The 23,943-nt window shown below is 62.6% G+C and carries 28 protein-coding genes; 17 read left to right on the top strand and 11 right to left on the bottom strand.

What is annotated here, in order from left to right; all coding sequences use genetic code 11:
- Positions 1-2 precede the first annotated feature (2 nt).
- From LJF34_RS19570 to LJF34_RS19545, 6 genes are all read left to right on the top strand, one after another.
- Complete coding sequence (locus tag LJF34_RS19570) at positions 3-380, top strand: 6-carboxytetrahydropterin synthase (RefSeq protein WP_231187008.1); 378 nt, start codon at positions 3-5, stop codon at positions 378-380.
- Positions 353-1,477: a glycosyltransferase family 4 protein gene (locus tag LJF34_RS19565; RefSeq protein WP_231187006.1), complete on the top strand. Its 1,125-nt coding sequence runs from the start codon at positions 353-355 to the stop codon at positions 1,475-1,477. Before LJF34_RS19570 ends, LJF34_RS19565 begins: the two co-directional genes overlap by 28 nt.
- Complete coding sequence (locus LJF34_RS19560) at positions 1,474-2,322, top strand: class I SAM-dependent methyltransferase (RefSeq protein WP_231187005.1); 849 nt, start codon at positions 1,474-1,476, stop codon at positions 2,320-2,322. Before LJF34_RS19565 ends, LJF34_RS19560 begins: the two co-directional genes overlap by 4 nt.
- Before the next feature lie 112 nt (positions 2,323-2,434).
- Positions 2,435-3,835 carry an aryl-sulfate sulfotransferase gene (locus tag LJF34_RS19555; RefSeq protein WP_231187003.1) on the top strand — a complete coding sequence of 467 codons (1,401 nt, stop codon included), beginning with the start codon at positions 2,435-2,437 and terminating at the stop codon, positions 3,833-3,835.
- A 137-nt stretch (positions 3,836-3,972) separates the two neighbouring features.
- A complete protein-coding gene (locus tag LJF34_RS19550; RefSeq protein ID WP_231187001.1) occupies positions 3,973-4,737 on the top strand; it encodes a class I SAM-dependent methyltransferase in 765 nt (254 codons plus the stop codon).
- A gap of 129 nt (positions 4,738-4,866) precedes the next feature.
- Positions 4,867-5,853 (top strand): WD40 repeat domain-containing protein, encoded by a 987-nt coding sequence (locus LJF34_RS19545; RefSeq protein WP_231186999.1) that lies wholly within the window; start codon positions 4,867-4,869, stop codon positions 5,851-5,853.
- Between the two features lie 47 nt (positions 5,854-5,900).
- Here the strand turns inward: LJF34_RS19545 and LJF34_RS19540 are convergent, their stop codons facing one another.
- From LJF34_RS19540 to hflX, 5 genes are all read right to left on the bottom strand, one after another.
- Positions 5,901-6,059: a hypothetical protein gene (locus tag LJF34_RS19540; protein ID WP_231186998.1), complete on the bottom strand. Its 159-nt coding sequence runs from the start codon at positions 6,057-6,059 to the stop codon at positions 5,901-5,903.
- A 77-nt stretch (positions 6,060-6,136) separates the two neighbouring features.
- Positions 6,137-6,598 carry an NADH-quinone oxidoreductase subunit I gene (locus tag LJF34_RS19535; RefSeq protein ID WP_231186996.1) on the bottom strand — a complete coding sequence of 154 codons (462 nt, stop codon included), beginning with the start codon at positions 6,596-6,598 and terminating at the stop codon, positions 6,137-6,139.
- A complete protein-coding gene (locus LJF34_RS19530) occupies positions 6,595-8,253 on the bottom strand; it encodes an NADH-quinone oxidoreductase subunit D (protein WP_231186994.1) in 1,659 nt (552 codons plus the stop codon). The genes LJF34_RS19535 and LJF34_RS19530 overlap by 4 nt, the downstream gene beginning before the upstream one ends.
- Positions 8,250-8,924 (bottom strand): NADH-quinone oxidoreductase subunit B, encoded by a 675-nt coding sequence (locus tag LJF34_RS19525; RefSeq protein ID WP_231187256.1) that lies wholly within the window; start codon positions 8,922-8,924, stop codon positions 8,250-8,252. Before LJF34_RS19525 ends, LJF34_RS19530 begins: the two co-directional genes overlap by 4 nt.
- A gap of 124 nt (positions 8,925-9,048) precedes the next feature.
- Positions 9,049-10,347, bottom strand: a complete 1,299-nt coding sequence (gene hflX, locus LJF34_RS19520) for a GTPase HflX (RefSeq protein WP_231186992.1) — start codon at positions 10,345-10,347, stop codon at positions 9,049-9,051.
- Positions 10,348-10,691: 344 nt separating this feature from the next.
- Between hflX and LJF34_RS19515 the strand changes: the two genes are divergently transcribed.
- Positions 10,692-11,384, top strand: a complete 693-nt coding sequence (locus LJF34_RS19515; RefSeq protein WP_231186990.1) for a glycosyltransferase — start codon at positions 10,692-10,694, stop codon at positions 11,382-11,384.
- A gap of 22 nt (positions 11,385-11,406) precedes the next feature.
- Here LJF34_RS19515 and LJF34_RS19510 read toward each other — a convergent pair whose 3' ends face one another.
- Together LJF34_RS19510 and LJF34_RS19505 are read right to left on the bottom strand one after the other, a co-directional pair.
- Positions 11,407-11,994: a DsrE/DsrF/DrsH-like family protein gene (locus LJF34_RS19510; RefSeq protein WP_231186988.1), complete on the bottom strand. Its 588-nt coding sequence runs from the start codon at positions 11,992-11,994 to the stop codon at positions 11,407-11,409.
- A gap of 2 nt (positions 11,995-11,996) precedes the next feature.
- Entirely contained in the window at positions 11,997-12,254 is a 258-nt protein-coding gene (locus LJF34_RS19505; RefSeq protein WP_231186986.1) for a sulfurtransferase TusA family protein, read from the bottom strand.
- A 216-nt stretch (positions 12,255-12,470) separates the two neighbouring features.
- Between LJF34_RS19505 and LJF34_RS19500 the strand changes: the two genes are divergently transcribed.
- From LJF34_RS19500 to LJF34_RS19475, 6 genes are all read left to right on the top strand, one after another.
- Positions 12,471-13,664: an MBL fold metallo-hydrolase gene (locus LJF34_RS19500; RefSeq protein ID WP_231186984.1), complete on the top strand. Its 1,194-nt coding sequence runs from the start codon at positions 12,471-12,473 to the stop codon at positions 13,662-13,664.
- An 18-nt stretch (positions 13,665-13,682) separates the two neighbouring features.
- Positions 13,683-14,174, top strand: coding sequence for a YeeE/YedE thiosulfate transporter family protein (locus tag LJF34_RS19495; protein ID WP_231186982.1), 492 nt, complete (start codon positions 13,683-13,685; stop codon positions 14,172-14,174).
- Entirely contained in the window at positions 14,171-14,641 is a 471-nt protein-coding gene (locus tag LJF34_RS19490) for a DUF6691 family protein (RefSeq protein WP_231186980.1), read from the top strand. The genes LJF34_RS19495 and LJF34_RS19490 overlap by 4 nt, the downstream gene beginning before the upstream one ends.
- A gap of 389 nt (positions 14,642-15,030) precedes the next feature.
- Positions 15,031-15,177: a hypothetical protein gene (locus LJF34_RS19485; protein WP_231187263.1), complete on the top strand. Its 147-nt coding sequence runs from the start codon at positions 15,031-15,033 to the stop codon at positions 15,175-15,177.
- 2 nt (positions 15,178-15,179) lie between these two features.
- Positions 15,180-16,145 carry a sulfite exporter TauE/SafE family protein gene (locus LJF34_RS19480; RefSeq protein WP_231186978.1) on the top strand — a complete coding sequence of 322 codons (966 nt, stop codon included), beginning with the start codon at positions 15,180-15,182 and terminating at the stop codon, positions 16,143-16,145.
- A 159-nt stretch (positions 16,146-16,304) separates the two neighbouring features.
- A complete protein-coding gene (locus LJF34_RS19475; RefSeq protein ID WP_231186977.1) occupies positions 16,305-16,712 on the top strand; it encodes a helix-turn-helix domain-containing protein in 408 nt (135 codons plus the stop codon).
- A gap of 193 nt (positions 16,713-16,905) precedes the next feature.
- Here the strand turns inward: LJF34_RS19475 and LJF34_RS19470 are convergent, their stop codons facing one another.
- Complete coding sequence (locus LJF34_RS19470; RefSeq protein WP_231186976.1) at positions 16,906-17,436, bottom strand: hypothetical protein; 531 nt, start codon at positions 17,434-17,436, stop codon at positions 16,906-16,908.
- Positions 17,437-17,507: 71 nt separating this feature from the next.
- Here LJF34_RS19470 and LJF34_RS19465 point away from each other — a divergent pair, with 71 nt between their 5' ends.
- Positions 17,508-17,945 carry a CopD family protein gene (locus LJF34_RS19465; RefSeq protein WP_231186975.1) on the top strand — a complete coding sequence of 146 codons (438 nt, stop codon included), beginning with the start codon at positions 17,508-17,510 and terminating at the stop codon, positions 17,943-17,945.
- The gene (locus LJF34_RS19460) at positions 17,945-18,493 is read left to right on the top strand and encodes a hypothetical protein (protein ID WP_231186974.1); all 549 of its coding nucleotides are present in this window, start codon (positions 17,945-17,947) and stop codon (positions 18,491-18,493) included. The genes LJF34_RS19465 and LJF34_RS19460 overlap by 1 nt, the downstream gene beginning before the upstream one ends.
- 31 nt (positions 18,494-18,524) lie before the next feature.
- Here the strand turns inward: LJF34_RS19460 and LJF34_RS19455 are convergent, their stop codons facing one another.
- The 3 genes from LJF34_RS19455 to LJF34_RS19445 form a co-directional block, all read right to left on the bottom strand.
- Entirely contained in the window at positions 18,525-19,322 is a 798-nt protein-coding gene (locus LJF34_RS19455) for an SDR family oxidoreductase (protein ID WP_231186973.1), read from the bottom strand.
- Between the two features lie 132 nt (positions 19,323-19,454).
- Positions 19,455-20,417, bottom strand: coding sequence for a cytochrome d ubiquinol oxidase subunit II (locus tag LJF34_RS19450; protein WP_231186972.1), 963 nt, complete (start codon positions 20,415-20,417; stop codon positions 19,455-19,457).
- Positions 20,410-21,807, bottom strand: a complete 1,398-nt coding sequence (locus LJF34_RS19445; protein ID WP_231186971.1) for a cytochrome ubiquinol oxidase subunit I — start codon at positions 21,805-21,807, stop codon at positions 20,410-20,412. Before LJF34_RS19445 ends, LJF34_RS19450 begins: the two co-directional genes overlap by 8 nt.
- A gap of 149 nt (positions 21,808-21,956) precedes the next feature.
- Here LJF34_RS19445 and LJF34_RS19440 point away from each other — a divergent pair, with 149 nt between their 5' ends.
- Positions 21,957-22,385 carry a universal stress protein gene (locus LJF34_RS19440; protein ID WP_231186970.1) on the top strand — a complete coding sequence of 143 codons (429 nt, stop codon included), beginning with the start codon at positions 21,957-21,959 and terminating at the stop codon, positions 22,383-22,385.
- Positions 22,386-22,568: 183 nt separating this feature from the next.
- The gene (locus LJF34_RS19435; protein WP_231186969.1) at positions 22,569-23,831 is read left to right on the top strand and encodes an ABC transporter permease; all 1,263 of its coding nucleotides are present in this window, start codon (positions 22,569-22,571) and stop codon (positions 23,829-23,831) included.
- The last annotated feature ends 112 nt before the right edge of the window (positions 23,832-23,943 follow it).

Raw genomic sequence — 23,943 nt, 5'->3', positions numbered from 1 at the left:
CCATGTACGAAGTATGCGTTTCACGGACGTTCGTCGCACAGCACTTCCTGACCGTTCCGAACCCCGGCGCGGAGGGGGATCTCCACTCGCACCGATACGAAGTCGAACTCCGACTCCGCGGCGAATCGCTGAACGAGTTCGGCTACCTCGTCGACATCGACGACGTTCGGGCGTCGCTGGACGAAACGGTCACGCGATACCGCGACGAGACCCTGAACGATCTGCCGGAGTTCGAAGGGGACAACCCCAGCGTCGAGCGCTTCGCTCGGGAGTTCTGTGCCCGCACGCTCGACACCCTCGACGCGCCCGGTGTGTCGGAACTCACGGTTCGGATGCACGAGGGCGACGACGCGTGGGCCGCGTTCGAGCGGACGGTGTGATGCGACTCGGCTTCGTCGTCTACGGGTCGCTGTCCGAACGCTCGGGGGGCTTTCGCTACGACAGAAAGCTGGTCGAGGGGCTTCGAAGCCGCGGCCACGACGTTTCCGTCGTCGGCCTCCCGTGGGACCGATACGCGAAGTCGCTGTATCACAACCTCGCCGACCTCGAATCGCGACTTTCGGGCTTCGACGCGGTTCTGGAAGACCACCTCTGTCATCCGTCGCTGCTTCGGGCTAACCGCGCGCTCGACGTTCCGGTCGTCGCGGTGGTTCACCATCTCAGGTCGAGCGAACCGCGGGCGGCGTGGAAGAATGCGTGTTTTCGAACGGTCGAACGACGGTATTTCGACGGTGTCGATGCCGCGGTCTGCAACAGCCAGACCACCCGACGGTCGGTGAAACGGCTTCGCGACCGTCCGACGACCGTGGCGTATCCCGCCGGCGATCGATTCGAAGCCGCGGTGTCGAACTCGTCGAAATCATCGAAACCGTCGAAACCGTCGGAGACACGTTCGGTCGGCGACGACACCGATGGCCCGCTTCGACTCCTCTTTCTCGGCAATCTCATCGAGCGAAAAGGGGTTCACGTCCTGCTCTCCGCGCTCGCAACCGTCTCCGGCGACTGGACTCTGACCGTCGTCGGCGCGCGGACCGACGCCGAATACGCGGCGCGGCTACACCACCTTCGGAATTACCTCGGACTCCGTGAATCCGTCCGGTTCGCGGGTCGGCTTTCGGACGAGGAAGCGGCGGACCACCTCGCTCGAAGTCACGTCCTCGTCGGGCCGTCGCTGTACGAGGGGTTGGGGTTGGTCTACCTCGAAGCCATGGCGTTCGGCCTGCCGGTGATAGCGACGACGGCGGGCGGCGCGAGCGAAATCGTCTCCGACGGCGAAACCGGACTGCTGTGTCCGCCGGACGACGCCGACGCCCTCGCCGACGCGGTTCGGACCCTGCGCGACGACCCAAACCTGCGTCGCAGGATGGGCGATTCGGCGCGCGAGCGGTACGAAAACCACCCATCGTGGGAGGAGACCACGACGACGGTTGTCCGGTTTCTCGACGACGTAACCGACCCGACAGGAGCAGTCCCGTGAACTTCCAGACCTACCTCGACGCGAAGCGAACCGTGGATGACCGCGCGCTGAACCGGCGGGTTCTCGGTCGATTCAGCGACGAACTCCCCGAGTCGGCCCGAATCCTCGAAATCGGGGCCGGAATCGGGGCGATGGTGGAGCGATTGCACTCGTGGAACTGTCTTCCCCCGACCGTTCGGTACACCGCCCTCGACATCGACCCGGAAAACGTTCGGTTCGCTCGCAAGCGGTTGCTGTCCTCCGGATTCGAACCGCACGGCGACGAACTGCGGCTTACGTCGGACGACCGTCGATTGGCCGTCGACTTCGAAGTCGCCGACGCGGAGACGTTCGCGGCCGAAACCGACGAGCGATGGGACGCGCTCGTGGGTCACGCCATCGCCGACCTGTTCGACCTCGATTCCGCGCTCCCGGTGTTCCGTTCCATCCTCGAACCGGGCGGCCTCTGTTACTTCCCGATAACGTTCGACGGCGGGACGACGTTCGATCCCCCACACCCGCTCGATGCGCGGGTAGAACGGGTGTATCACCGCGATATGGGAAACGGTAGCGGGACCGAGAACGCCGGTCGACGGCTTCTGTCGGCGATGCGCGGGGAACAGTTCGACCTCCTCGCCGCGGGCAGTTCCGATTGGTTGGTGTATCCGTCCGACGGGTCGTATCCCGTGGCGGAGGCGCGGTTTCTCCGCTTCATTCTCGACATCGTGGCTGGCGTGCTCGCCGACAACCCCGACATCGATTCGGATGCGTTCGCGGACTGGTTACGGACGCGCCACGAGCAAGTCGAGGAAGGGGAACTGACGTACATCGCTCATCAGTTCGACGTGTTGGGTCGCCGAACGTAGCTCCGTCCGAAGCTATCGCACCAATTACAGTTTCCCGCCGACAAAAAATCAGGGTACGACATTGGTAGACGAAACACAAAATACTCAAACAGTTCCTCGACATGACTATGTTATGGACTGGACGGAACGGCTGCCGCCGCGGCAATGGCTCACGCGCGGCGTCGTCTTACTGCTGGTCGTCGCCCTGTTGACCCCCTCCGTGGTCTCCGCGATTACGTACGACCGAGAAGCATCGAACCTCAAACCCGGAACCATCGAGCAACCGGCCAACGGAACGACGATAATCAGCGTTCAGGGGTATCACTTCCAAGGCCAAGGGAACAAGAAAAAGCCCGCCCGCCTCGTCGCCGTCGGTCCGAACGGCGGCGTCGAATGGGTGTACAACGGCACGAAGGAGGGAGCGACGTGGTTCTACGACGTCGACCCGCTTCCGAACGGCAACCTGCTCGTCGTCTCGACGCAGCGCGGCGGAACGGTCGTCTACGAGATGAATCCGAAGACGAAGGAGAAGGTGTGGAAACGCTTCCTCCCCATCCATGACACCCACGACATCGATCTCATCAACAACGGGACGCAGTTGCTGGTCGGCAACATGCGGAACTACAACGAGACGTCCGGACAGAACGACGACAGGGTGTACGTCTACGACCTCGAAAAGGACGAAATCGTCTGGCAGTGGCGTCTGCGCAACCACTACGAAAAGGGCGCTGGCGGCGATTTCACTGACGACTGGTCGCACCTCAACAACGTCCAGAAGGTCGGCGACGGCAAGTACGCGTTGGACCCCCGAAACATGGACGAGGTCATCGTCGTCGACCGGAACACGGGCGAGGTCACGATGAAACTCGGCGAGGACGGCAACTACGATATCCTCCACGAACAGCACAACCCCGACTACCTCGAAAGCGAATCCGGCGCACCGACCTTCCTCGTCGCCGACTCCGAGAACAACCGCATCGTCGAGTACGAGAGGAACGGCGACGGTTGGGACCGTACGTGGGAACTCGGGTCTTCGGACTCCCTGACGTGGCCGCGCGACGCGGACCGTCTTCCGAACGGCAACACCCTCGTCGTCGATTCCTCGGACCACCGCGTCATCGAAGTGACTCCCGAGGGGGAAATCGTGTGGGAGTTCTACTCGCCGTGGCTCCCCTACGACGCCGAGCGCATCGGCACCGGCGACGAATCCAACGGGCCGACCATCGCCGACCAGAACGCTCAGGGGAAGTACGCCATCACCGGCAGCGCGAACCTCGATCCCGGAACCGGAAAGAACCTCAGGATGTCCGTGTTCCTCTCGAACACCTTCGCGGGCACGTCGCTACAGGACACGATGCGCGACTACGGCGCACGCTGGGACCAAGTGACGCCGTTCATCCGCCCCATCTGGATGAACGAGTACGCCTTCATCGCCCTCATCTTCGCCCTCCTGCTCCTCATCGGGTGGCTCATCGGCGAACTGGTGTACCAGCGACGGCGGATTTACAACGGCGTGAAATATCGGTTGGGCTGACGGCGAACCCGTTCTCGCTTTTTTCGTCGACCCGTGTTCGATTTGACGACCGAAGCGTGGTCGCGCAAATATAAACGACTGAACAAAAATCGGCTGCAGATAACCTTTATTCGCCCCGAGAAGCGACGATTCGTACGATGAACGAACCCGAAAATGGGACCGAACGCGAGGCGAAAGCATGGTGGAACGGTTGGGCGAGCTATTTTCAGGAGGAGTACGGCGACGACGATATTCCGGTCGGCATCGCGTTCGGACCGGGCGCGAAACAGGGCGACGACTTGGGCCTTCTCGGCGAACTGGGCGGGAAAAAGGCGATTGAACTCGGCTGTGGCGGCGCACAATTCGGAATCGCTGTGTCGAAGCGAGACGCGGACGTGACGGGCGTAGACATCTCCGAAGAGCAGTTGGAATTCGCGCGAACCCTCGCGGACGAACACGACCAAGACATCGACTTCGTCGAAAGCAGCGTGACGGAGATGCCGACGATTCCCGACGCGACGTACGACCTCGCGTTTTCCGCCTTCGCCTTCCAGTGGGTTCGTGACCTCGACGCCTGCTTTGCGGAGGCGTATCGGGTGCTGAAAGAGGACGGAAAACTCGTCTTCAGCGTGGACCACCCGTACTACAAGACGCTCGACCCGGAGACGGGCGACATCGAACGGAGCTACTTCTCGGACGAACCGCGTCGCGACTACAGCGAGGAGTTCGACGCCGAGATGGTGATTTACAGTCGCGGCCTCGGGGAGACGGTGGCGCTCCTGACCGACGCCGGGTTCACCGTCGAAGCGATACGGGAACCGGGTTACGAGGACCCCCACCGGTACGAGTCCGAGTACGGGAGTTTCGTTCCGGAGCGCATGGCGAAGGTTCCGCCCACCGTCGTCTACTCGGCGCGGAAGTGAGCGGCGTCCCGTTTCGCACTCCGGGTTCGGTACCCCGGTGCTCGGTCGATGAACTCGTGAACATGATACTTGTTCTACAAAAATGCAGTTCAGATAGCACTTAAGCCGCCCCTGTCCGACTTCGTTCACATGCTCATCGCAGGAACCGACGACGGGGTGTATCGAATTTCGGGCCTCCGCGGGTCAGGGGAAACGACGGCCGAAACGCTACTCGACGCCGAGAAGGTGTTTCGAGTAAAGCAGTTCGATGGAGTGGACGGGTTGTTCGCGGCCGCGAAATCGGGGCTGTACCACTCACCCGACGGGAACGAGTGGACGGCCCTCTCCGTTCCGGACGAGGAGGTGTATAGCGTTACCGTCGACCCGTCCGGCGAGCGGCTATACGCTGGTACGCGGCCCGCTCGCCTGTTCGTCGCCGACTTCGGTTCTGGCGTTCCGTCCGATTCGGAAGCGTGGGAGGAAGTCATCGGCTTTCGGGCGTTGCGCGACCGGTTCGACTGGGGGCTGGAGCGCCACGACAATCTCGCACAGGTTCGCAGCCTCTGCACGCATCCCGACGCGCCGGCACGACTCGTCGCGGGCGTCGAGGTCGGCGGGGTGTACGTGAGCGACGACGGCGGGGAGAACTGGCAGACGCGATGCATCGACTGCGACGCGCCGCATACGGACGACATCCACCACCTCGCCCTCGAAGACGGGGAAACCATCGTCGCTTCGACGGGAAGCGGTCTGTACCGCTCCACCGACGTCGGCAGGACGTGGACGCGATTGGACGGCGACCACGACCAGCGGTATTTCCGCGGCTCGTTCGTCCACGGCGGCACGCTCTACGCCGGTGGCGCACCTGCGTCCTCCTCGTCGTGGGAGGAGGGAAACCACGCCCTGTTCACGTCTCACGGTGGGGAATCGCTCGAACGGATTTCCTTCCCGACATTAGACGAGGTGGCAATCGGATGGTGTGCGGTCGATGGCGACGTTCTGACCGCGACGCACCGCGGAACGCTGATTCGGCGTCGCTCAGACGGGTGGGAGACGGTTGGGTCGGTTCCGACCCCTGGACGAGTCCGTGGACGATACATGCCGCTGACGTGGTACGAGCCCAGACGGGAACGATAAAAGAGCGGTCGTTCGCGATTCGCGATTCTCGATTCGAACGAGCGGGGTTATTCGGTCGCCGTCTCGAAGTCGAGTTCGACTTCCTCTTCGTCGTCGAGCATCTGCGGTTTGCCCAGCGGGAGCGAACCGAAGAGGACGTAGTGGACGGCGAAGGCGACGCCGACGAGCGCGACGAGCAGGGTCAAGGTGCGTTTGACACTTCCCATATTCGTCACGACGGGCGCGAAAAGAAAGAGTGCTTCGGTGTGAGGTCGGGCGGCGTGTCGGACCGTTACTTACTCACTTACTGATAATCGACTTCCCCTTCACCCTCTCCTATCCACGCGCCCCGGTCCGGTTCACGCGATTCGAGCGGGTCGATGTCCTTGTACCACGGCACGTTCTTCAACTGTTCTTTGTTGTACACCAAGTCGTCCTTCGTGTCACCCGTGAACTCGAAGTTCTGGGTGAGCAGAATGGCGTCGACCGGACAGACCTCCTCGCAGAGCCGGCAGTAGATGCATTGGCCGACGTGGAGGTTGTACTGCTCGCCGTTGCGCTGGTCGTCCATCACTATCTGGATGGTGTCGTTCGGACAGACGTTCTCGCACTGACGGCACCAGATACAGCGCTCTTGGCTGAACTTGTGAATCCCACGGAAGCGCGGGCTTACTTCGGGCGGGACGTCCGGGTATTCGACCGTGAACGTCGACCCGTCCAGCGCGTGCTTCATCGTCGTCGCCATCGATTTGAGCAGTCCGATCACCGGTCCACCTCTCCCAACACGATGTCGAGGCTGCCGAGCGAGGCGATGAGGTCCGGAATCAACTCGTCCGCCGCCATCTCCGGTAGCGCGGAGAGGTTGTGGAAACACGGGCTTCGAATCTTGAACCGCGCGGGAGTGTCCGTGTTGTCCGAGCGAATGTAGACGCCGAGTTCGCCCTTCGCGGCCTCCACCGCGCGATACGTTTCCGCGTCCATCGGCGGTTTGAGCGTCCGAGGGACGTTCGATTGGAGTTCGCGCTCCTCCTCGGGCCACTCTTCGAGCAGTTCCACGCACTGCTCGACGATTCTGGCGGACTGTTCGACTTCCCGGAGTCGGACGAGGACGCGGGCGTAGTTGTCACAGCCGTCCTCGGTGACGACGTTCCAGTCGAGTTGGTCGTAGTAGCCGTACGGGTCGTCGCGGCGCAGGTCGTAGTCGATTCCGGAGCCACGAGCGACCGGCCCCGTGACGCCGTACTGTTTGGCGACCTCGGGTTCGAGGATACCGGTCCCGACACACCGCAGTTGGAATATCTCGTTGCCAGTAAGGAGGTCGTGATACTCCTGGAGCGTCGACGGGAGGCCGTCGATGAAGTCCAGCGTCTTGTCGAAGAATTCCCGCCGCGGTTCCGGAACGTCCCAGATGACCCCGCCGAGGCGGAAGTAGTTGAACATCATGCGCTGGCCGGTGAGGTCCTCCAGTACGTTTTGAACGATTTCGCGGTCGCGGAAGGCGTACTGGAAGATGGCGGTGAAGTCGCCGTACACGTCCAGTGCGAAGGTTCCCACCGCGAGGAAGTGCCCGGCCATGCGCGAGAGTTCGACGCCGAGCGTGCGAAGTATCTGGGCGTATTCGGGCACGTCGATGTCCGCCAAGTCCTCCGCGGCCCGCGCGTAGGCCCACTCGTTGGTCATGTTCGCCGTGTAATCCCAGCGGTCGGGGTACGGCATGATTTCGTGACGATACTTTCCGTTCTGGGCCATCTGTTCCTCACAGCGATGGAGGTAGCCGATGTCGGGACGCGCGTCCAACACCTGTTCGCCGTCGAGGACGGTTTCGATGTGCAGGACGCCGTGGGTCGCCGGGTGGTGCGGCCCGACGTTGAGAAACATCGTGTCGGCGTTGTCCGCGTACTCGTCCTGCGTTATCGGGTTCTTGTGCTCCTCCAGCGTGACGATTTGCGGTCGGTTCTGGTCGTACTCCAACGAGAGCGGATGACCCTTCCACGCCTCCGGGAGGAGAATCCGTCGCAAGTCGGGATTGCCCTCGTACTCGATTCCCACGAGGTCGTAGGCCTCCCGTTCGTGCCACTCCGCGGTTCGGTAGACGGGTTCCGCTGTCTGGCTAACGGGATCGTCCGTCGGCGTCGGAACGACGATGCTCACCTCTTGGGTCGGGTCGGCGTACTTCTTCAGGTGATAGATGCTCTCGTAGCGGTCCTCGTACTGCTGGGCCGACAGACACGAGAGGTGGTCGAACCCGGCCTCCTCTTTGAGGGTCGTCAGCGCGGACTGCACTTCGTCCGGACGAATCACGAACCCCGGCGCGTTCATGTGGTCGTCGCGGCCGATGACGTGGTCCCCGAGGAGTTCGGCCAGTTCCTCCGCCTCCAGTTCCCGCACTGCCGGGAGGCGTTCTTCGCGTTGGGAACTCACGGCGAATCCACCCAGTTGTAGCGCATGACGAGGGTGTCCTCGTCGATTTCGTCGGCAAGCGACTGAACCAACTCGTCGGGTTCCAAGTCCCCGAATCGCTCCAGTTCGTACGGTTTGACGACGACGGGGCTCGCCTCGCCGTGGGCGACCCGCTCTTGCAGGTGGGCGATGCCGTAGATGAGCGCCTCGGGGCGCGGCGGACAGCCCGGAACGTGGATGTCCACCGGGATGACCTCCTCGGCACCCTTGATGACGTTGTAGCCCTCCTGAAACGGCCCGCCCGAGCAGGTACACGACCCCATGCTGACGACGAACTTGGGTTCGGGCATCTGGTCGTAGACGCGCTTCATCCGCGGCGCGAACTTCGAGACGATGGTCCCCGGCACGATGATGACGTCGGCCTGTCGCGGCGACGCGCGCGGCACCCCCGCTCCGAAGCGGTCCAAGTCGTGTTTCACGGCGTAGGTGTGCATCATCTCGATGCTACAGCAGGCAATGCCGAACTGCAACATGAACATCGACGACGACCGCACCCAGTTCATGAACGCATCGAACTTCGTGAGGATGAACGGCGACGTGCCGAGCGACTCCCGAAGCTTCGAATCGAACCGCCCCGGTAGCTCCTCTTTCGCCCGCGCTCGTCCGGGCGGGTCGACCAATTTGTCCTGCATCGAACTGTCCCCCTCCTCCGGTGGCTGTGTTTCCTGTGTTTCGCTACTCACGATTTCCACTCCCCCGATTTCCCCGATGGGCGTCGAAGGACGTTCGGGATGGAGGCGTATCAGTATTCGGCCGTTACCCTCCGCTTACCATCGCGTCGGCCTTCGCAGTCGCTCGTTTCGCCACGGACGGGACGGCGGCGAACTCCACGACGACGCGCTCTCCCGACGGGTAGCGCACATCCTCGACGCGAGCGTGGTCGTGGAGCCACGAGAGCAGTGCCATACCGTCGCTGGTGTTGGGAAGTCGTATCCGCTCTTCGTCCAACGGCGGGAGTTCGTCGGCGATTCGCTTTTCGAGAGTATCGAGTCCGTTGTTCTCGATGGCGCTGACCACCACGGGATTCGGCGCGAAATCGGCCACGCCCGCGAGTCGATCGTCGATTTCCGTGGACGAAATCCCGTCCGCCTTGTTCAGTACCGTCACGACCCTCTCGACTTCGTCGTCGAGGAGGTCGTGTGAGGTTCGCAGTTTTTCGCGCAGTTCCCCAACCGGGTCGCTCACGTCGGCGACGAGACAGACGAGGTCCGCCTCGTACGTCTCTGTCAGCGTCGTTTCGAACGATTCGACCAGCCAGTGGGGCAGGTCCCGAATGAATCCGACCGTGTCGGTGACGAGCGTTCGTCGCCCGTGAACCTCGGCCCGTCTCGTCGTCGTTTCGAGCGTCTTGAACAACCTGTCCTCGACGCCCGCGCTCTCGTGGAGGTCCTCGTGGCGTTCCGGGGAGATCTCCATCTCGTCGGCCAGTCTGCGCAGGAGCGTGGACTTCCCGGCGTTCGTATAACCCGCAAGGGCAACGAAGGAAAACCCCTCCTCGCGGCGCTTTTCGCGCCGCTGTCCGTCGATATCCGAGAGGTTGTCCAGCTTCGTTTCGATAGTTTCGATGCGGTCCCTGATGTCCGTGATGCGTCGGTCCTCCTTCTCGCCGAGACCGTTCCGCGACCGCCGCTCGTTCGCGACTTCCTTCTCCAACCTGATTTCGGCCTGTACGCGCGGCAGTTCGTACCGTAACTCCGCGAGTTTGACCTGTAACTGTGCTTCCTTCGTTCCTGCCTGCTCCGCGAAGATTTCGAGGACGAGACGGTATCTGTCGATAATTCGCGTCCCGTCGGGGCACAATTCCCCGATTTCGAACGTCTGTTGCGGCGAAAGCGGGTTGTCGAAGATGACGGAATCGGCGTCCGAATTCGCGATGCGTTTCGCCAGTTCCTCGGCCGTTCCGCGACCGAACTGATAGTTGGTATCCTCCGTCCGTGATTGGGTTATCGTCCCGATAACCTCGAAACCCGCCGCGTCGGCGAGCGCGCTGATCTCATCCGTTTTCGGAAGACCGTCGTCCGCTCGTTTCGCGATGATTGCTGAACCTGATTGCATGCGTAAATTCTCTTGCTGTGCTTCGGCGAAGATGCCGCTCTGCGCTTCCGAGTTCGAATTTCGACCGGGAACGGGTCACTGACGTTTGTTACGCCGGCCGGCGTAACGAACGGGCAAACGGCGAACTGACCCGGGATATCCGGTCAGTGGAGGAGAGAGGTGGTCATGGTTCGACCTTGTTCGCTGAAACGAGTATCTTCGCAAAAAACCTTGCGTATGCGTGTGAACGAATAGCATCCAGTCGATTCGGAGGCGGGTGCGCGTTCGCGTGACGGTCGAAAACACACGTCACCGGGACGGGAATTACATCGACGGAGCGAGAACCGTCGGTCGGAGACCTCCAAATGACCCGACCAGCAGTTTCGATAGTCACCGCGGCGTACAACTCGGCGGAGTACGTAGAGCGCACGCTGGAAAGCGTTCGACGGCAGACGGTCGGGACCGAACGGATAGAACACATCGTCGTGGACGACGGTTCGACCGACGGGACGGCGGCAATAGTCGACTCGTTCGAGGCACCATACCTGCGCCTCGTCGAGAGCGAGGAGAACAGCGGCGACGGAACGGTCGCCTGTAACCGGGGAATCGAGCGCGCACGCGGCGAGTACGTGGTCGTTCTCGACTCGGACGACGAGTTTCTCCCGTCGCTGGTCGAGCGGTCCCTCGACGCCCTCTCGACGCGGGAGGACGTCGATTTCGTGTACACCGACTACTACGAGCGATTTCCCGACGGGGAGCGGAAACTCGTGGAGACTGGAAGCGACATCACGAAGACGGTCAAGGTCGGCACGATGCACCGGACCGAACGACTTCGGGAGTTCGGTTCGTACGACCCCGATATGATCTTCGCGGAGTACGACCTCCTGTTTCGATATCTCGACGCCGGTTTAATCGGGTATCACGTTCCGGAACCGTTGTTCGTGTACCACCGTCGGAGAAACAGCCAGACGGGCGATAGAGCGCGTGTCGATGCGGGAAAAGCCGAATTGCGAGAAAAGTTCGGCGAGAACGTTCGGATACGGGCCTACGATTTCTGAACCGACGCCGCTCGGACGCCGCTCAGACGAGCAGTTGCACGTCCGACTCGGCCATGTGTTCGAGCGCGGTCGCGGCTCCGACGCCGGAGACGACGCCGTCGTAGAACTCGGCCTCGTCGTAATCCATCAGGTCCATCGTCATCTGGCAGGCCTGCAGTTCGACGCCCGTGTCCAACGACACGTCGATGAGTTCCTCGATGGTGGCCGTCCCGTTCTCCTCGATTTTGCGGTTCATCATCCTCGTCGCCATGGAGTCCATGCCGGGGAGCGCGGCCATCGCGTTCGGCATCGGCATGCTCGGGTTACCCACCGCGCTTAGTTTGAGGTTCTTCGACTTCTCCTCGTGGAGGATGTCGAGGCCCCAGAACGTGTGGAAGACCACGACGTCCCACCCGAAGGCGGCCGCGGTGCTGGCGAGGATGAGCGGCGGGTACGCCATGTCGAGCGTCCCCTTCGTGGCGATGATGGTCATCTTCTTGGGGCCGTCGACCTCCTCCTTCAGGTCGGCGAGTTCCGCCTCCAACTCCTCGATGCGGTCCGCGAGTTCGCGGTCCGAATCGCCATCCGACGCGTTCGTACCCTCACCGGCGTTCGGCGTGTCCGTACTCATGGTCACTCCGTCTTTCGAACGTAGTGTTTGTAAACCGATTCGCCGCCCTCCTCGTCCTCCGCTTGGTCGAGGAGTTCCACGCCGTCGGTCGTGTCGGCCCACCCCTTCAGGTCGCTCATGCTCCCCGAGTCGGTGGCGACGACTTCGAGCACGTCGCCCTCGGCGAGGGAGTCCGTCGCCTGCTTCGTCTTGACGACCGGCATCGGGCAGTTCAATCCTGTTACGTCGAGCGTCTCCGTGATATCGAATTTTGTACTCATTGTCCGACCTCCTGTATTGGACGTATCGAACAATATCGGACACATCGTTAAAAGTGTGTTGATTATTGTGGACAGCACTCACGAGCAATTCTAGTGAAACCTCTTATTGAACGCTCGTGCGCGCTGTTTAACGATTCTCCTCGAACCTGTATTGCATACTTTGTGAACTACTATACGAACTCTTTTGTAGCTGTAGCAGATAAGGACTGGTACAGCATGAGCGAATCAGCGTTTCCATCGCCGGACGCCGAAGTGGAATCGGTGACGCCCGACGAACTGTACGGGCGAATCGACGCCGGGAACGAGGTCACGATCCTCGACGTTCGAGCGACGGACGAGTACGAGAAGTGGCACATCGACGGCGAGAACGTCGAGACGATAAACGTCCCCTACTTCGAATATCTCGCCGACGACCCGGACGACGAACTGTTCGAACCGGTCCCCACTGACGAGGAGGTAACGGTCCTCTGTGCCAAGGGCGGGTCGAGCGAATACATCGCCGGACTGTTCGCCGAACGGGACTACGACGTGAACCACCTCGAAGACGGGATGAAGGGATGGGCGCGCGTCCTCGAACGGAAGGAAATCGAAAGCGCGAACACCGACACGACGGTCGTACAGTACCAGCGACCCTCCAGCGGGTGTCTCTCCTACCTCGTCGTTTCCGACGACGAAGCCGCCGTCATCGACCCGCTTCGCGCCTTCGCCGACGAGTACGCCGCGGACGCGTCGGAGCGCGACGCCGACCTCCGGTACGCCATCGACACGCACGTCCACGCGGACCACGTGAGCGGCCTCCGAGCGGTCGCGGACGTGAGCAATGTCGAAGCCGTCGTCCCCGCACCTGCCGAGGCACGCGGCATCGAGTACGACGATTCCTACCGAACGGTCGAGGACGGCGAAACCCTCGAACTCGGCGAGACGGAAATCGAAGTCCTCCACACGCCCGGACACACGACCGAGATGACCTCGTATCGCGTCGGCGGCGTCCTCTTCACGGGAGACGGCCTCTTTACCGAGAGCGTCGCCCGCCCGGACCTCGAAGAGGGCGACGACGGCGCGCCAGAGGCCGCGGGGACCCTCTACGACACGTTGCAGGACCGCGTCCTCTCGCTCCCGGACGATACCGTGGTCGCGCCTGCACACTTCGGCGACTCGGCGACGGCCGCCGAGGACGGTACCTACACGTCGACCGTCGGCGAACTGCGGGACTCGATGGCGGTCCTCTCGATGGACCGCGGGGAGTTCGTCGAGTTCGTCCTCTCGGATATGCCGCCGCGGCCGTCGAACTACGAGGACATCATCGCAACGAACTTGGGGCAACGGCACACAGACGACGAAGAAGCGTTCGAACTCGAACTCGGGCCGAACAACTGCGCCGCGAGTCAGGATTCGCTCACGAGCGACTGACGCGGCGGGAGAGAACTCATGGATCCACTGCCAGCATTCGCGTTTACGAACCTGTTTCCGAACGGAATCGAGCGGTACGCCATCGGCGGCGTCTTCATCGGTCTCGGGGTCGCCGTCATCTACCTCGGTACCGGAATCATCGCCGGGGCGAGCACGTTCTTGGAGTCGACACTTTCGTACGTCTCGGACGTGCCACGATTCCAGAAGCCGAAGTACGTCGCCTCGCGGGACTGGCGTGTGCTGTTCACGCTGGGAATGGTCGGCGGCGCGGCCGTCTATCAACTCGCGTTCCACGGCGACGTCTGGACCACCGACGTGCAGTGGTGGCGACTCCTCGGCGGCGGCTTCCTCGTCGGCGTCGGCACGCGAATCGGGAAGGGGTGTACGTCGGGCCACGGCGTCTGCGGCGTCGGGTCGGCGTCGTTCACCTCCGTCGTCAACGTGGCGACGTTCATGACGATCGCCATCGGCGTCGCACAACTGATGCAGGCCCTACAGGTGGCACCATGAGCCGAACGCCGAAACGGGGGGGCCTCCTCTTCAACCTCCTCATCGTCGCGGGTGGCCTGCTGTTCGGCTTCGGACTCGGGTTCAGCCACATGGCACAACCGGAAGTTGTCCTCCATTTCCTGCAGTTCGAGGACTTCGGCCTGTTGTTCGTCATGGGCGGTGCGGCCGTCGTCACCGGAACGACGTTCGCCGTCGCGACTCGGTGGTCGCGGCGAGCCCCGCTGACCGGGAAGGCGTACGCCCGCCGACTCAAATCGCTCGACCGGAACGTTCTCGTCGGGGGTGCCGTCTTCGGCGTCGGATGGGGCCTGTCCGGCATCTGCCCCGGCGCGGCGTACGCCAGTCTCGGAATCGGAAATTTCCCCATCCTGTTCGCCATCGGCGGCATGTTCGCCGGTGCGTACGCACAGGGTCTCTGGCGAAAATACGGGACGGGCCAACCGACCGCGTCGACGGGGACGGACTGACGGCCGCGTCACGCTCTCGACACCCATCATCCCACGCCTTTCGCGCGTTCCCCGTTCCAACCGTGACTACGACGTCGTTTAAAACCGTGACTACGGCGTCGTTAAGTCCGATAATATTGCATTTCTATTGAAATATTCTCGCCGATATCGTCGAGATCCCCGTCCACTAAGCGGATTGAAGTGAGGAAACCCCCGGTTGTAAACGGCCCTCAAAACCGATCATGCCGTTCAGATCGCGAAACGAACGATGAGGTCCGGTTTCGGTTTTCCCGAATTGTCTTGTACAATATTCACAAAACTATTAAGGGCCCTGAGCGGATAGGCTGTACCGAGTAGAAAAGTATGAGACATACACAACCGCGGTCGGTGCGGAGACGGGGCCGATGAGCATGGTCGGAATAGAAGCGCTGAGCGGCGTACAGGCGGCCGCGACCGTCGGTGCAGTCCTCGGGGAGGCGGTCGTTCTCTACGCCGGATACGGCGTCGTGGTCCAATCGGTCGGTTCGAGCGTGCTCGACGTGCTCACGGGTGAGTAGTCGTGGAACCGTTGCTTATCGCCCTCTTCGTCGGGTTCGGGTTGATCATCGGCGTCCTGTTCGGGTTCTTCGGTATGGGCGGATCCTTCCTCGTCACACCCGCGCTGCTGGTGTTCGGATACTCGGCGAAAGTCGCCGTCGGAAGCGGACTCGCGTTCGTGTTCGGGACGTCGGTCATCGCCGCGCTCCGACACCGCGACCTCGGACAGGTCGATTACAAACTCGCGCTGTTGTTCATCGTCGGCATGACGGCGGGCATCAAGGTCGGGGAGCAAGTCGTCTTGTGGCTCGAAGCGACCGGAATCGCCGACGTGGTCGTCGGAACCGCCTACGTCCTCCTGTTGGCAACGGTCGGTCTCTTCACGCTCCGCGACGCGCGCGGCGGTGGCGGCGAGTCGTCGCTCCCGAACCGCTTCGACGCGCTCCGGATTCCGCCGATGGTTTCCATCAGCGGAGGCGTCGAGGTTTCGATATGGCTCACCCTCGGTATCGCGCTGTTCGTCGGAATCCTGTCCGGGTTCCTCGGGGTCGGCGGTGGCTTCCTCCTGATGCCCGCGATGGTGTACGTCCTCGGCGTTCCCGCCGTCGTCGCGGTCGGAACCGACGTGCTTCAGATAACCATCTCGGGCGGGTTCGGCGCGTTCTCCTACGCACAGAACGGGGCGGTCGAACTCGCCGTCGTCGCGCCGCTCTTGGCCGGCAGCGCGCTCGGAGCGCGTATCGGCGCGGCGGCGACGAACCTGACCGACGAGGACGACATCAAGGGGTATTTCGCGGCAATGCTTCTCGCGGGCAGCGTCGCCGTCGCGAGCAATCGAGTCGGGGACGCGTTCGGCATCCACCTCCTCGACACGGTCAGTCTGGTACTCATCTTCGGGTCCGCGCTGCTCGTCGCCGCGGCGGTCGTCTACAGCGCGCTGGTCAACCTCCGAAAACGCGAATCGTCCTCGGTGACGACGGTCGAATGACCGCCGGAGCGGTATCCAGATAGACGACGGGCGAGATAGGCGGTGGCGGACGAAACCTTCGACGGGCGGCGGAATTCGTCGTTATCCGCCCGTCGCAGTAGTTTTGTACGAACTATGCAAAATCCTTATACGTGCCAACTCCCTACTCTCGACTCGATAATGGCGAACTCGATGGCCGAGTACCTGCAGCAGGACATGGAGTGTGAGGGACTGCTGGAGTGTATTCACGGACTCAAGGAACTCGACAAGCGGTGTTATCGAGTCGTGATCGAGAGCGACAACCCTCTGACCATCGACGACATCGCGGAACGCATCGACCGGGAACGCTCGACGGCCTACCGGTCCATCCAGCGACTCCTCCAGTCGGGGTTCATCCAGAAAGAACAGGTCAACTACGAACAGGGTGGCTACTACCACGTCTACAAACCCACCGACCCCAACGAGGTGTCCCACGACATGCAGCGCATGCTGAACGAGTGGTACGCCAAGATGGGGCAGTTGATTCAGGAGTTCGAGGACAAATACGACCGGATGGAACAGCCGGAACAGCCCGAACAACCGGTCTAACCGACGCCACTCCGCAACTATACGGTCCGCGTGGTCCCTGTTTTACACGCCGTCTTCGTCCTTCGGTTCCACCGAAAGCGATCACGCTTCGACGACGATTTTCACCCGATCGTACGGAAGCCAGCGTAAATCGGCGTCCAGATACTCGGCGACGTGCGCGACGAACTCGTCCTCTTTCAACAACCCGTCGCCGTCACCGCCGTCGCTCAGTTGGAGTGACTTCGCTCACCTGCTCCAGCGCGTCGCTGCCGACCATGACGGAGAACAACTCCGCGGGCGTGACGGGTTTCCCGGCATCGATGGCTGCCGCCACGTCGTCCACGGCGGTTTCGACTTCGGTTTCCACGTCGAACCGGACGTCCACGGACACCGCTCGGCCGAGCGTGTCGGCGGCGTGGACCTCCTCGGCCTTCCGAACGGCGGGTTCGAGCACGTGTTCGAAATCGGTCCCGTTCTCGCGCATGCCGATGTAGGCGAACGAGAGCATTGCCGTCAGACCGTCCGTGAACCGCTCGTCGTCCGTGTCGAACACCTGCCGTCTGTCCTTCCTTTTGAGGTGATGGACGAGGACCATGAAATCCAGCACCGTGTCCGTGATTCGCGTCCTGATTCGCGCCTCGGCGTTGCGCTTCGACTGTTCGTGTTCCATCTCGGTCTCGCCGAGGAGGTAGGCCCTGTCGGCGGGCGAAAGCATCCCCCGCCCTCTGTCTACGTCTGGTTTCATAATCGGAACCGGATTATACAGCGTCCGATTCCATCCGAAGCTATTTGGAGGGTCGAAACAACCTCCGCCAAATGACGGTTCTCGACGTGACGATGCGAATCGTTCACACGCTGTTCGCGGGCGTGTGGGCAGGTTGGACGGTGTTCATGGCCGCGCTCGTGATTCCGGCAGCGCGAGAGGGAAAACTCGGTGCGGACGGACTCCGATGGATGACTCGGCAGTTCTCGCGCTTCACTTCGCTTTCCTCGCTCGTGCTGTTGATCAGCGGCGGACTCATGGCGAGTACCCTCTACACCACCGAAACCCTCATGCGTGGTTCACGCGGCCACCTCGTCCTGACGATGGTCGCCCTCTGGTTCGTCCTCACAGGGTTGAGCCACGTGGGAAGCAGTCGAGTGAAGAGAAACCTCGATAGGGGGCCTTCACGGGCCGCGAAATCCGCGACGACGCTGTTTTACGCTGCGGCGGTCGTCGCGCTCGCCCTGCTCGTCGTCGCCGGGAGGCTCTGATGACCGAAAACGGGTCGAACAGGGCGCTCGCGGGACTCATCGCCTCGTTTTTCCTCCTCTCGTTGGCGTTCTCCTCGATGGAAAGCATGTTCGTCCTGTTCACCGAGCAGAAGTACGGCTTCGGCCCGGCGATGAACGGCTACGTCCTCGCCTACGTCGGCGTCGTCCTCGAATTCGTGACGCTCGCCTCCCTCCCGTTCTCGCCGATGCTCGGCGACCACGTTCCCACCATCGGTCCGCTCTCCTGTGGCCTGCTCGTCCTCCTGTTCATCCTCACACCGCTCGCGGCCGGCAACGGCTTTGCCAACGTCTCGCTCACGACGCTCGTCTCGAAGAGCGCGACGGGGGACACGCAGGGCGGCGCGTTCGGTCTGACCCAAAGCGCCGGGAGCATCGCCCGAGCGGTCGGTCCGATCGCGGCGGGGGCGCTTTATGCTGCCGTTGCCTACTGGCTCCCGTTCGTCCTCGGCGGCCTGCTCATGCTCCCCATCGGCTACGTGTTGCTGACGACGTTTCGGACCGACAGTATCCCGGCACCGATCAACTGAGCGAACTGCGTTCGAGTTCCGGAACACCGACTCAGAAGGCGTGTCGGTGCCACCCGCCGTCGACCGGAAGGGTCGCTCCGGTGATGTACGCCGCAGCAGGTGAGGAGATGTACGCCACCGTGCGGCCGAACGTCTCCGGCGTTCCGAGGTCAGAAACCGGCAGTTCGTCCGTTCGTCGCTCCCTCGCCGCCGCTTCGCTGATTCCCTCCCGTTCGGCGAGTTCCGAGATTTTGAACCGGATGCGGTCGGACATGACGCCGCGCGGGGAGACGCAGTTGACGCGCACATCGTCGGCACCGAACTCCTCGGCGAGAACCTTCGAGAGGCCGTAGATACTGGGTCGGAAGACGTTCCCGAGCGCGCCGCTCGCGGACGGTTCGAGCGCCGACGCCGCGACGAGGTTGGTGATCGCCCCGCCGCCGTCACGGAGCGCGGGGAGTGCGATTTGACACGTCAGGATGGTACTCCGGAGAACTCCGTGATACGCCTCGTCGAACGCCGACAGAGATGTCTCCGGGAACGCGTCGGTAGACGGGCCGCCGTGATTCGTCACGAGCACGTCGAGGCCGCCCAAACGGTCGATGGCGGTTTCGGTCGCGTTTCGAACGGACTCCTCGTCGGTCAAATCACAGACGACCCAGTCGATGGCGTCCCCGTCGCACTCCGTCTCCGCCCGAATCGCCTCGGCCGCCGTTCGAAGCTTCGTTTCGTTCCGCGAGGAGATGACGACGGTCGCACCTTCTCGGACGAGTTCCGTGGCCACCGCCCGACCCAATCCGCTACTCGCCGCCATCACGTATGCCGTCGTTCCGTCGTATCCGAGGTCCATACCTGAAGCTATCAGCTCATTCTCAAATAGGTTCCCCCGAAGCCCATCCGATTCAAACCCGTTTTTCGTGTCTGATAATTGAGCATAGAACTGTGCCTGTCGTCGAGACAGGGCACCTCAATCGGCGGAGCTTCAGTACGTCTCCGAGGGGTCCGCGGGGCCGCGGAAGACGGAGTACACGACGACGAAGTACACCACGACGATGGGGAGGATGAACGCGGCGGCCACGGTCATTATCGTGAGCGGTAGGTCAGAAACGACGCCCTCCTGCACCGTCAGCCCGACGGCGGGGTCGATGGCGGGATACAGCAGGTTCCCGACGAACGCGGCGAGCGCGTACGGAAGCCCGGCGGCGGCCACGAACGCCGCGCGATAGCGTTCCGCCCTGCCCGCGAGGACGAGGGCGGCGACCAGTCCGACGGAGACGACGACGCTGGCGATCGAGAGCAGCGACAACAGCGCGCCGTGGAGGTCCGAACGGGTGGCCGCGAGGTAGGCGATAACGATGACGACGAGGACGAGATACGCCATGGCGGCCAGACGGCCGTAGTGCGTCATCTCGTCGCGGAGCGGTCCGCGCGTTTTGAGGCCGAGGAACGCTCCGCCCTCCGCGAGCGTGAGCGCGACGAGCGTCAGACCGAACGCGAGCGAGGGGACGGACACGATGGTCGATGCACCGAGCACCCAGTTGGCCGCGAACATGCCGAGCAGGAACGGTGCCAACGCGCTCCCGACGACGAACGATCGGCCCCACCAGCGTTGCCAGCGTTCGTCCGAGCGCTGTTCGTACAACTCGGGCGCGATGCCGCGGAGGATGAGCGCCCCGAGGATGGCGAACATGAGGAGGTAGTGGCGACTGAACAGTCCCGCGTAGGCCGCCGGGAAGACGGCGAACAGCGCACCGCCGAACACGACGAGCCACACCTCGTTGCCGTCCCAAACCGGCCCGATGGCAGCGAGCAGCGTATCGCGGTCCTCCGCTTCCTCACGGGTCGCAAAGAGCATCCCGACGCCGAAGTCGAACCCATCGAGGAAGAGAAACGTCCCGAGCAGGACGAACACGAGCGCGAACCAGAGGATTGCGAGATCAATCATTCGCAGTCACCTCGCTTTCCGGCGCGTCGCGGCGTGTTCGCTCGACTTCGGGCGCGCCGCCGCGGATGATTCGCCGAACGACGTAGACGTACACGACTAACAGGGCGGCGTACACCCCGACGAACCCGAGGAGCGTGAGCGTCGCCTCGGTGCTCGAAAGGCCGGGCGAGACGCCCGCGCTCGTCTTCATCACGCCTTGAACGACCCACGGTTGGCGGCCGACTTCGGTGACAATCCACCCGGTTTCGACGGCGAAGAACCCGAGCAGTGACGACCACGTGAACGCCCTGTGTAGCAGGTCGTCCTCGAACAGTTCGCCCTCCCGCCAGCGGTACCCCGCCCAGAACGCGAGGAGCATGAACCAGAAGCCCATGGCGACCATCAACCGGAACGACCAGAAGACGACGGCCACGGGCGGCGACCCCTCGAACTCGTTCAGTCCGGCGATTCGGGCCTGTGCGTCGCCGCCGCTGGCCAGCCACGACGCGCCGCCCGGAATCCCGATACCGAAGATGTCCTTCGCCCGCGGGTTGAGAACGTCGTTCAACGACGTGGGAAAGGCGACGATGTATTCGGGAACGTACGAGGCGGTGTCCCAGACCGCCTCCATCGCGGCGAACTTCTGCGGTTGCGTCACGGAAACGTGGCGGGCGTACGCGTCGCCGTGGACCACCTGCAACGGCGCGGTGATGAGGAGCGCGACGAGCGCGATTTTGAGCGTCGCCCGCCAGAACCGGTCATCGATCTCGGGGCCGCCGCGGCGGATGTAGTACGCCGCGATGCCCGCCATGAGCAGGGCGACGGAGAGAACGGCGGCGTTCTGCATGTGGACGAACATCCACGGGAATCGCGGGTTGGCGTAGGCGGCGACGGGGTCCACGAGGGTGATGACGGGGTTGCCGTTTCGCGTCGCCACGTCGAATCCACGTGGCGTCTGCATCCACGAGTTCGCCACCAGAATCCACACCGCCGACAGCCACGTACCCAACCCGACCAGGACGGCCGAAACGAGATACATCCTGTCCGAAACTCGCTCGCGACCGAAGACGAAAATCCCGAGGAAGGTCGCTTCGAGGAAGAACGCCATCATCCCCTCGACGGCCAACGGCCCGCCGAACAACTCCCCGGTCGTCGCGGCGAACGAGGCGAAATTCGTCCCGAACTCGAACTCCAACACGAGTCCGGTGACGGTTCCGACGACGAAACTGACCGCGAATATCCGTACCCAGAATCGTCGTAACTGCTCGTAGATCCCTTCACCCGTCCGAACCTCCTTCCACGTGAAGTAGACGAGGAACGGTGCGAGCCCCATACTCACCACCGGAAACACGATGTGAACGATGGTCGTCAGCGCGAACTGAAGACGGCTTGCAAGCGTTGGGTCGAGCATGAACTCTCATTCCAAACTTCGCGCAGTATCGATTTCAGAACGAGGCTGATTCCCATCCCATGATAACCACGTTCCGAGAATCGAACTGTCGTCTCCAGTAACAAGTTCCACCAGTATAGCTTTGCAGGTCGATGACGTGTCGTACGTGCATGTACGAACGAATCCTGCTGCCAACGGACGGGAGCGTGTCCACCGACAAGGCCGTCGAACAGGCGCTCACCCTCGCGGGGATTTCCGATGCCAGCCTTCACGTCCTGTCGGTCGTGGACCAGACCGCGATGCCGCCGGACGTTCGGTCCAACATCCTCGCCGACGAACTCGAAGCGGAGTGTACGGACGCGGTCGCGGACGTCGAGCGCGCGGCGACCGAAGCGGGTATCGACGTGGAAACGTCCGTTCAGCACGGCACGCCGTATGAAATCATCCTCGACTACGTGGACGAACACGACATCGACTGCATCGTCATGGGAACCCACGGCCGCCGCGGACTGGATCGCTATCTCCTCGGCAGCGTCACGGAAAAAGTCGTCCGCCTGTCGGGCGTTCCGGTGTTGACCGTTCGAATGGTGGAGAACTGAGAAAACCGTTCGAACGGAAAAACCGACCACTTTCGAAACGGCCAAATACGGTATAATTTGGCGTTTCAGACGGTTAAGACGACGTTTCGCATCATAGACTTTTGTCGGAGGAACCCGTAGACGTTTTCGGGTAGACGAGAATATGAACGACACGCGAACTGACACGCGGACTGGCACGTGGGGATGAACGTTCTCGAAAGCGTTCGAATCAGTTGGCGAAACATCCGCGAACACAAACTTCGGTCGACGCTGACGACGCTCGGCGTCATCATCGGCGTGGCGGCGGTCATCACGTTCGTCACGCTCGGCGCGAGTTTGCAGGCGGATATCGTCAACACGGTCGCCGGTGGAAACGCTGCGACCATGTACGTCTCGGCGGAGTCGCCGAGTCAGAGCGGGATTCCCAACTTCGGGAACAGCGGCGGACAGACTATTTTCACCGAACACGACCTCGACGGCATCCGATCGCTCAGGGGCGTCGAAACCGCCGTCCCGGAGAGTGGCATCGCCGCCTCGACGGTGGCGTACAACAACTCGACGGTGGGTCGGCAGTGGATAGTCGTCACGTCGCCGCCGTACTTCGACGTGAAAAACCAACGGTTCGTCCAGGGCGGGTCGTTCCAGAGCGGGAAGCGCGAAGTCGTCCTGAACAGGCCGGCGGCGCGGATGTTCGGCGGCGGCAACGTCTCCGTCGGGGACAACATCACCGTCACCCGTGCCGTCAACGGCGAAGAGATTAACGCGACGGTGACGGGCATCGTCGAACCGTCCGACGAGACCTCGTTGGGCATCAGCAGCGGACCGACGCCGCGGGTGTTCGCGCCGACGGACCCCTTCTACCAACGGACGGTAAACAGTCCGTCCACCGGCCGGGATCAGCGCGTGTACGGGCGAATACTCGTCCTCGCGCGCGACCCTGGCCAAGTGGATGCGGTACAGGGGCGCGTCTACACGTATCTCGGTGAACGGTCGGACGCGAGCCAGTTGAAGTCGGAGAACTACAAGTTCAAGGTGACGACCAAGGAGGAGCTAGTCAATCAGGTCAAGCGGGTCAGCGACACGTTCACGGCGTACATCTCCGGCATCGCGCTCATCTCGCTCATCGTCGGGGCCATCGGAATCGCCAACATCATGTTAGTGAGCGTGACCGAGCGCACCCGTGAGATCGGCATCATGAAAGCCGTCGGCGCGCAGAGCACCGACGTCCTCCAGTTGTTCCTCTTCGAGGCGGTGTTGCTCGGCCTGTTCGGGTCCGCGCTGGGCGCGGTGGTCGGCTTCGGCGGGGGGTACATCGCGGCCCAACTCATCGGACTTCCGGTCGCGTTCCGGGTGGAGTGGTTCGGTATCGCCGTCGTGGTCGGCGTCCTCGTCGGCGTCCTCGCCGGGATCTATCCGGCGTGGGACGCTTCCCACACGGACCCCATCGACGCGCTCCGCTACGAGTGACCGCGGTGGACGACTCGGCCGGCGAAACCGTTTCGTGAACTGTTTCGCCCGTTCCAAAACGGGGGACGACGGAGGACGGGGTTCTCCCGCGCCGTCTCGAAATCGAGATTCA

The sequence above is a fragment of the Haladaptatus sp. DYF46 genome, assembly GCF_021083305.1.
Taxonomy (GTDB): Archaea; Halobacteriota; Halobacteria; order Halobacteriales; family Haladaptataceae; genus Haladaptatus.
This window is presented reverse-complemented; position numbering and strand designations above follow the sequence as displayed.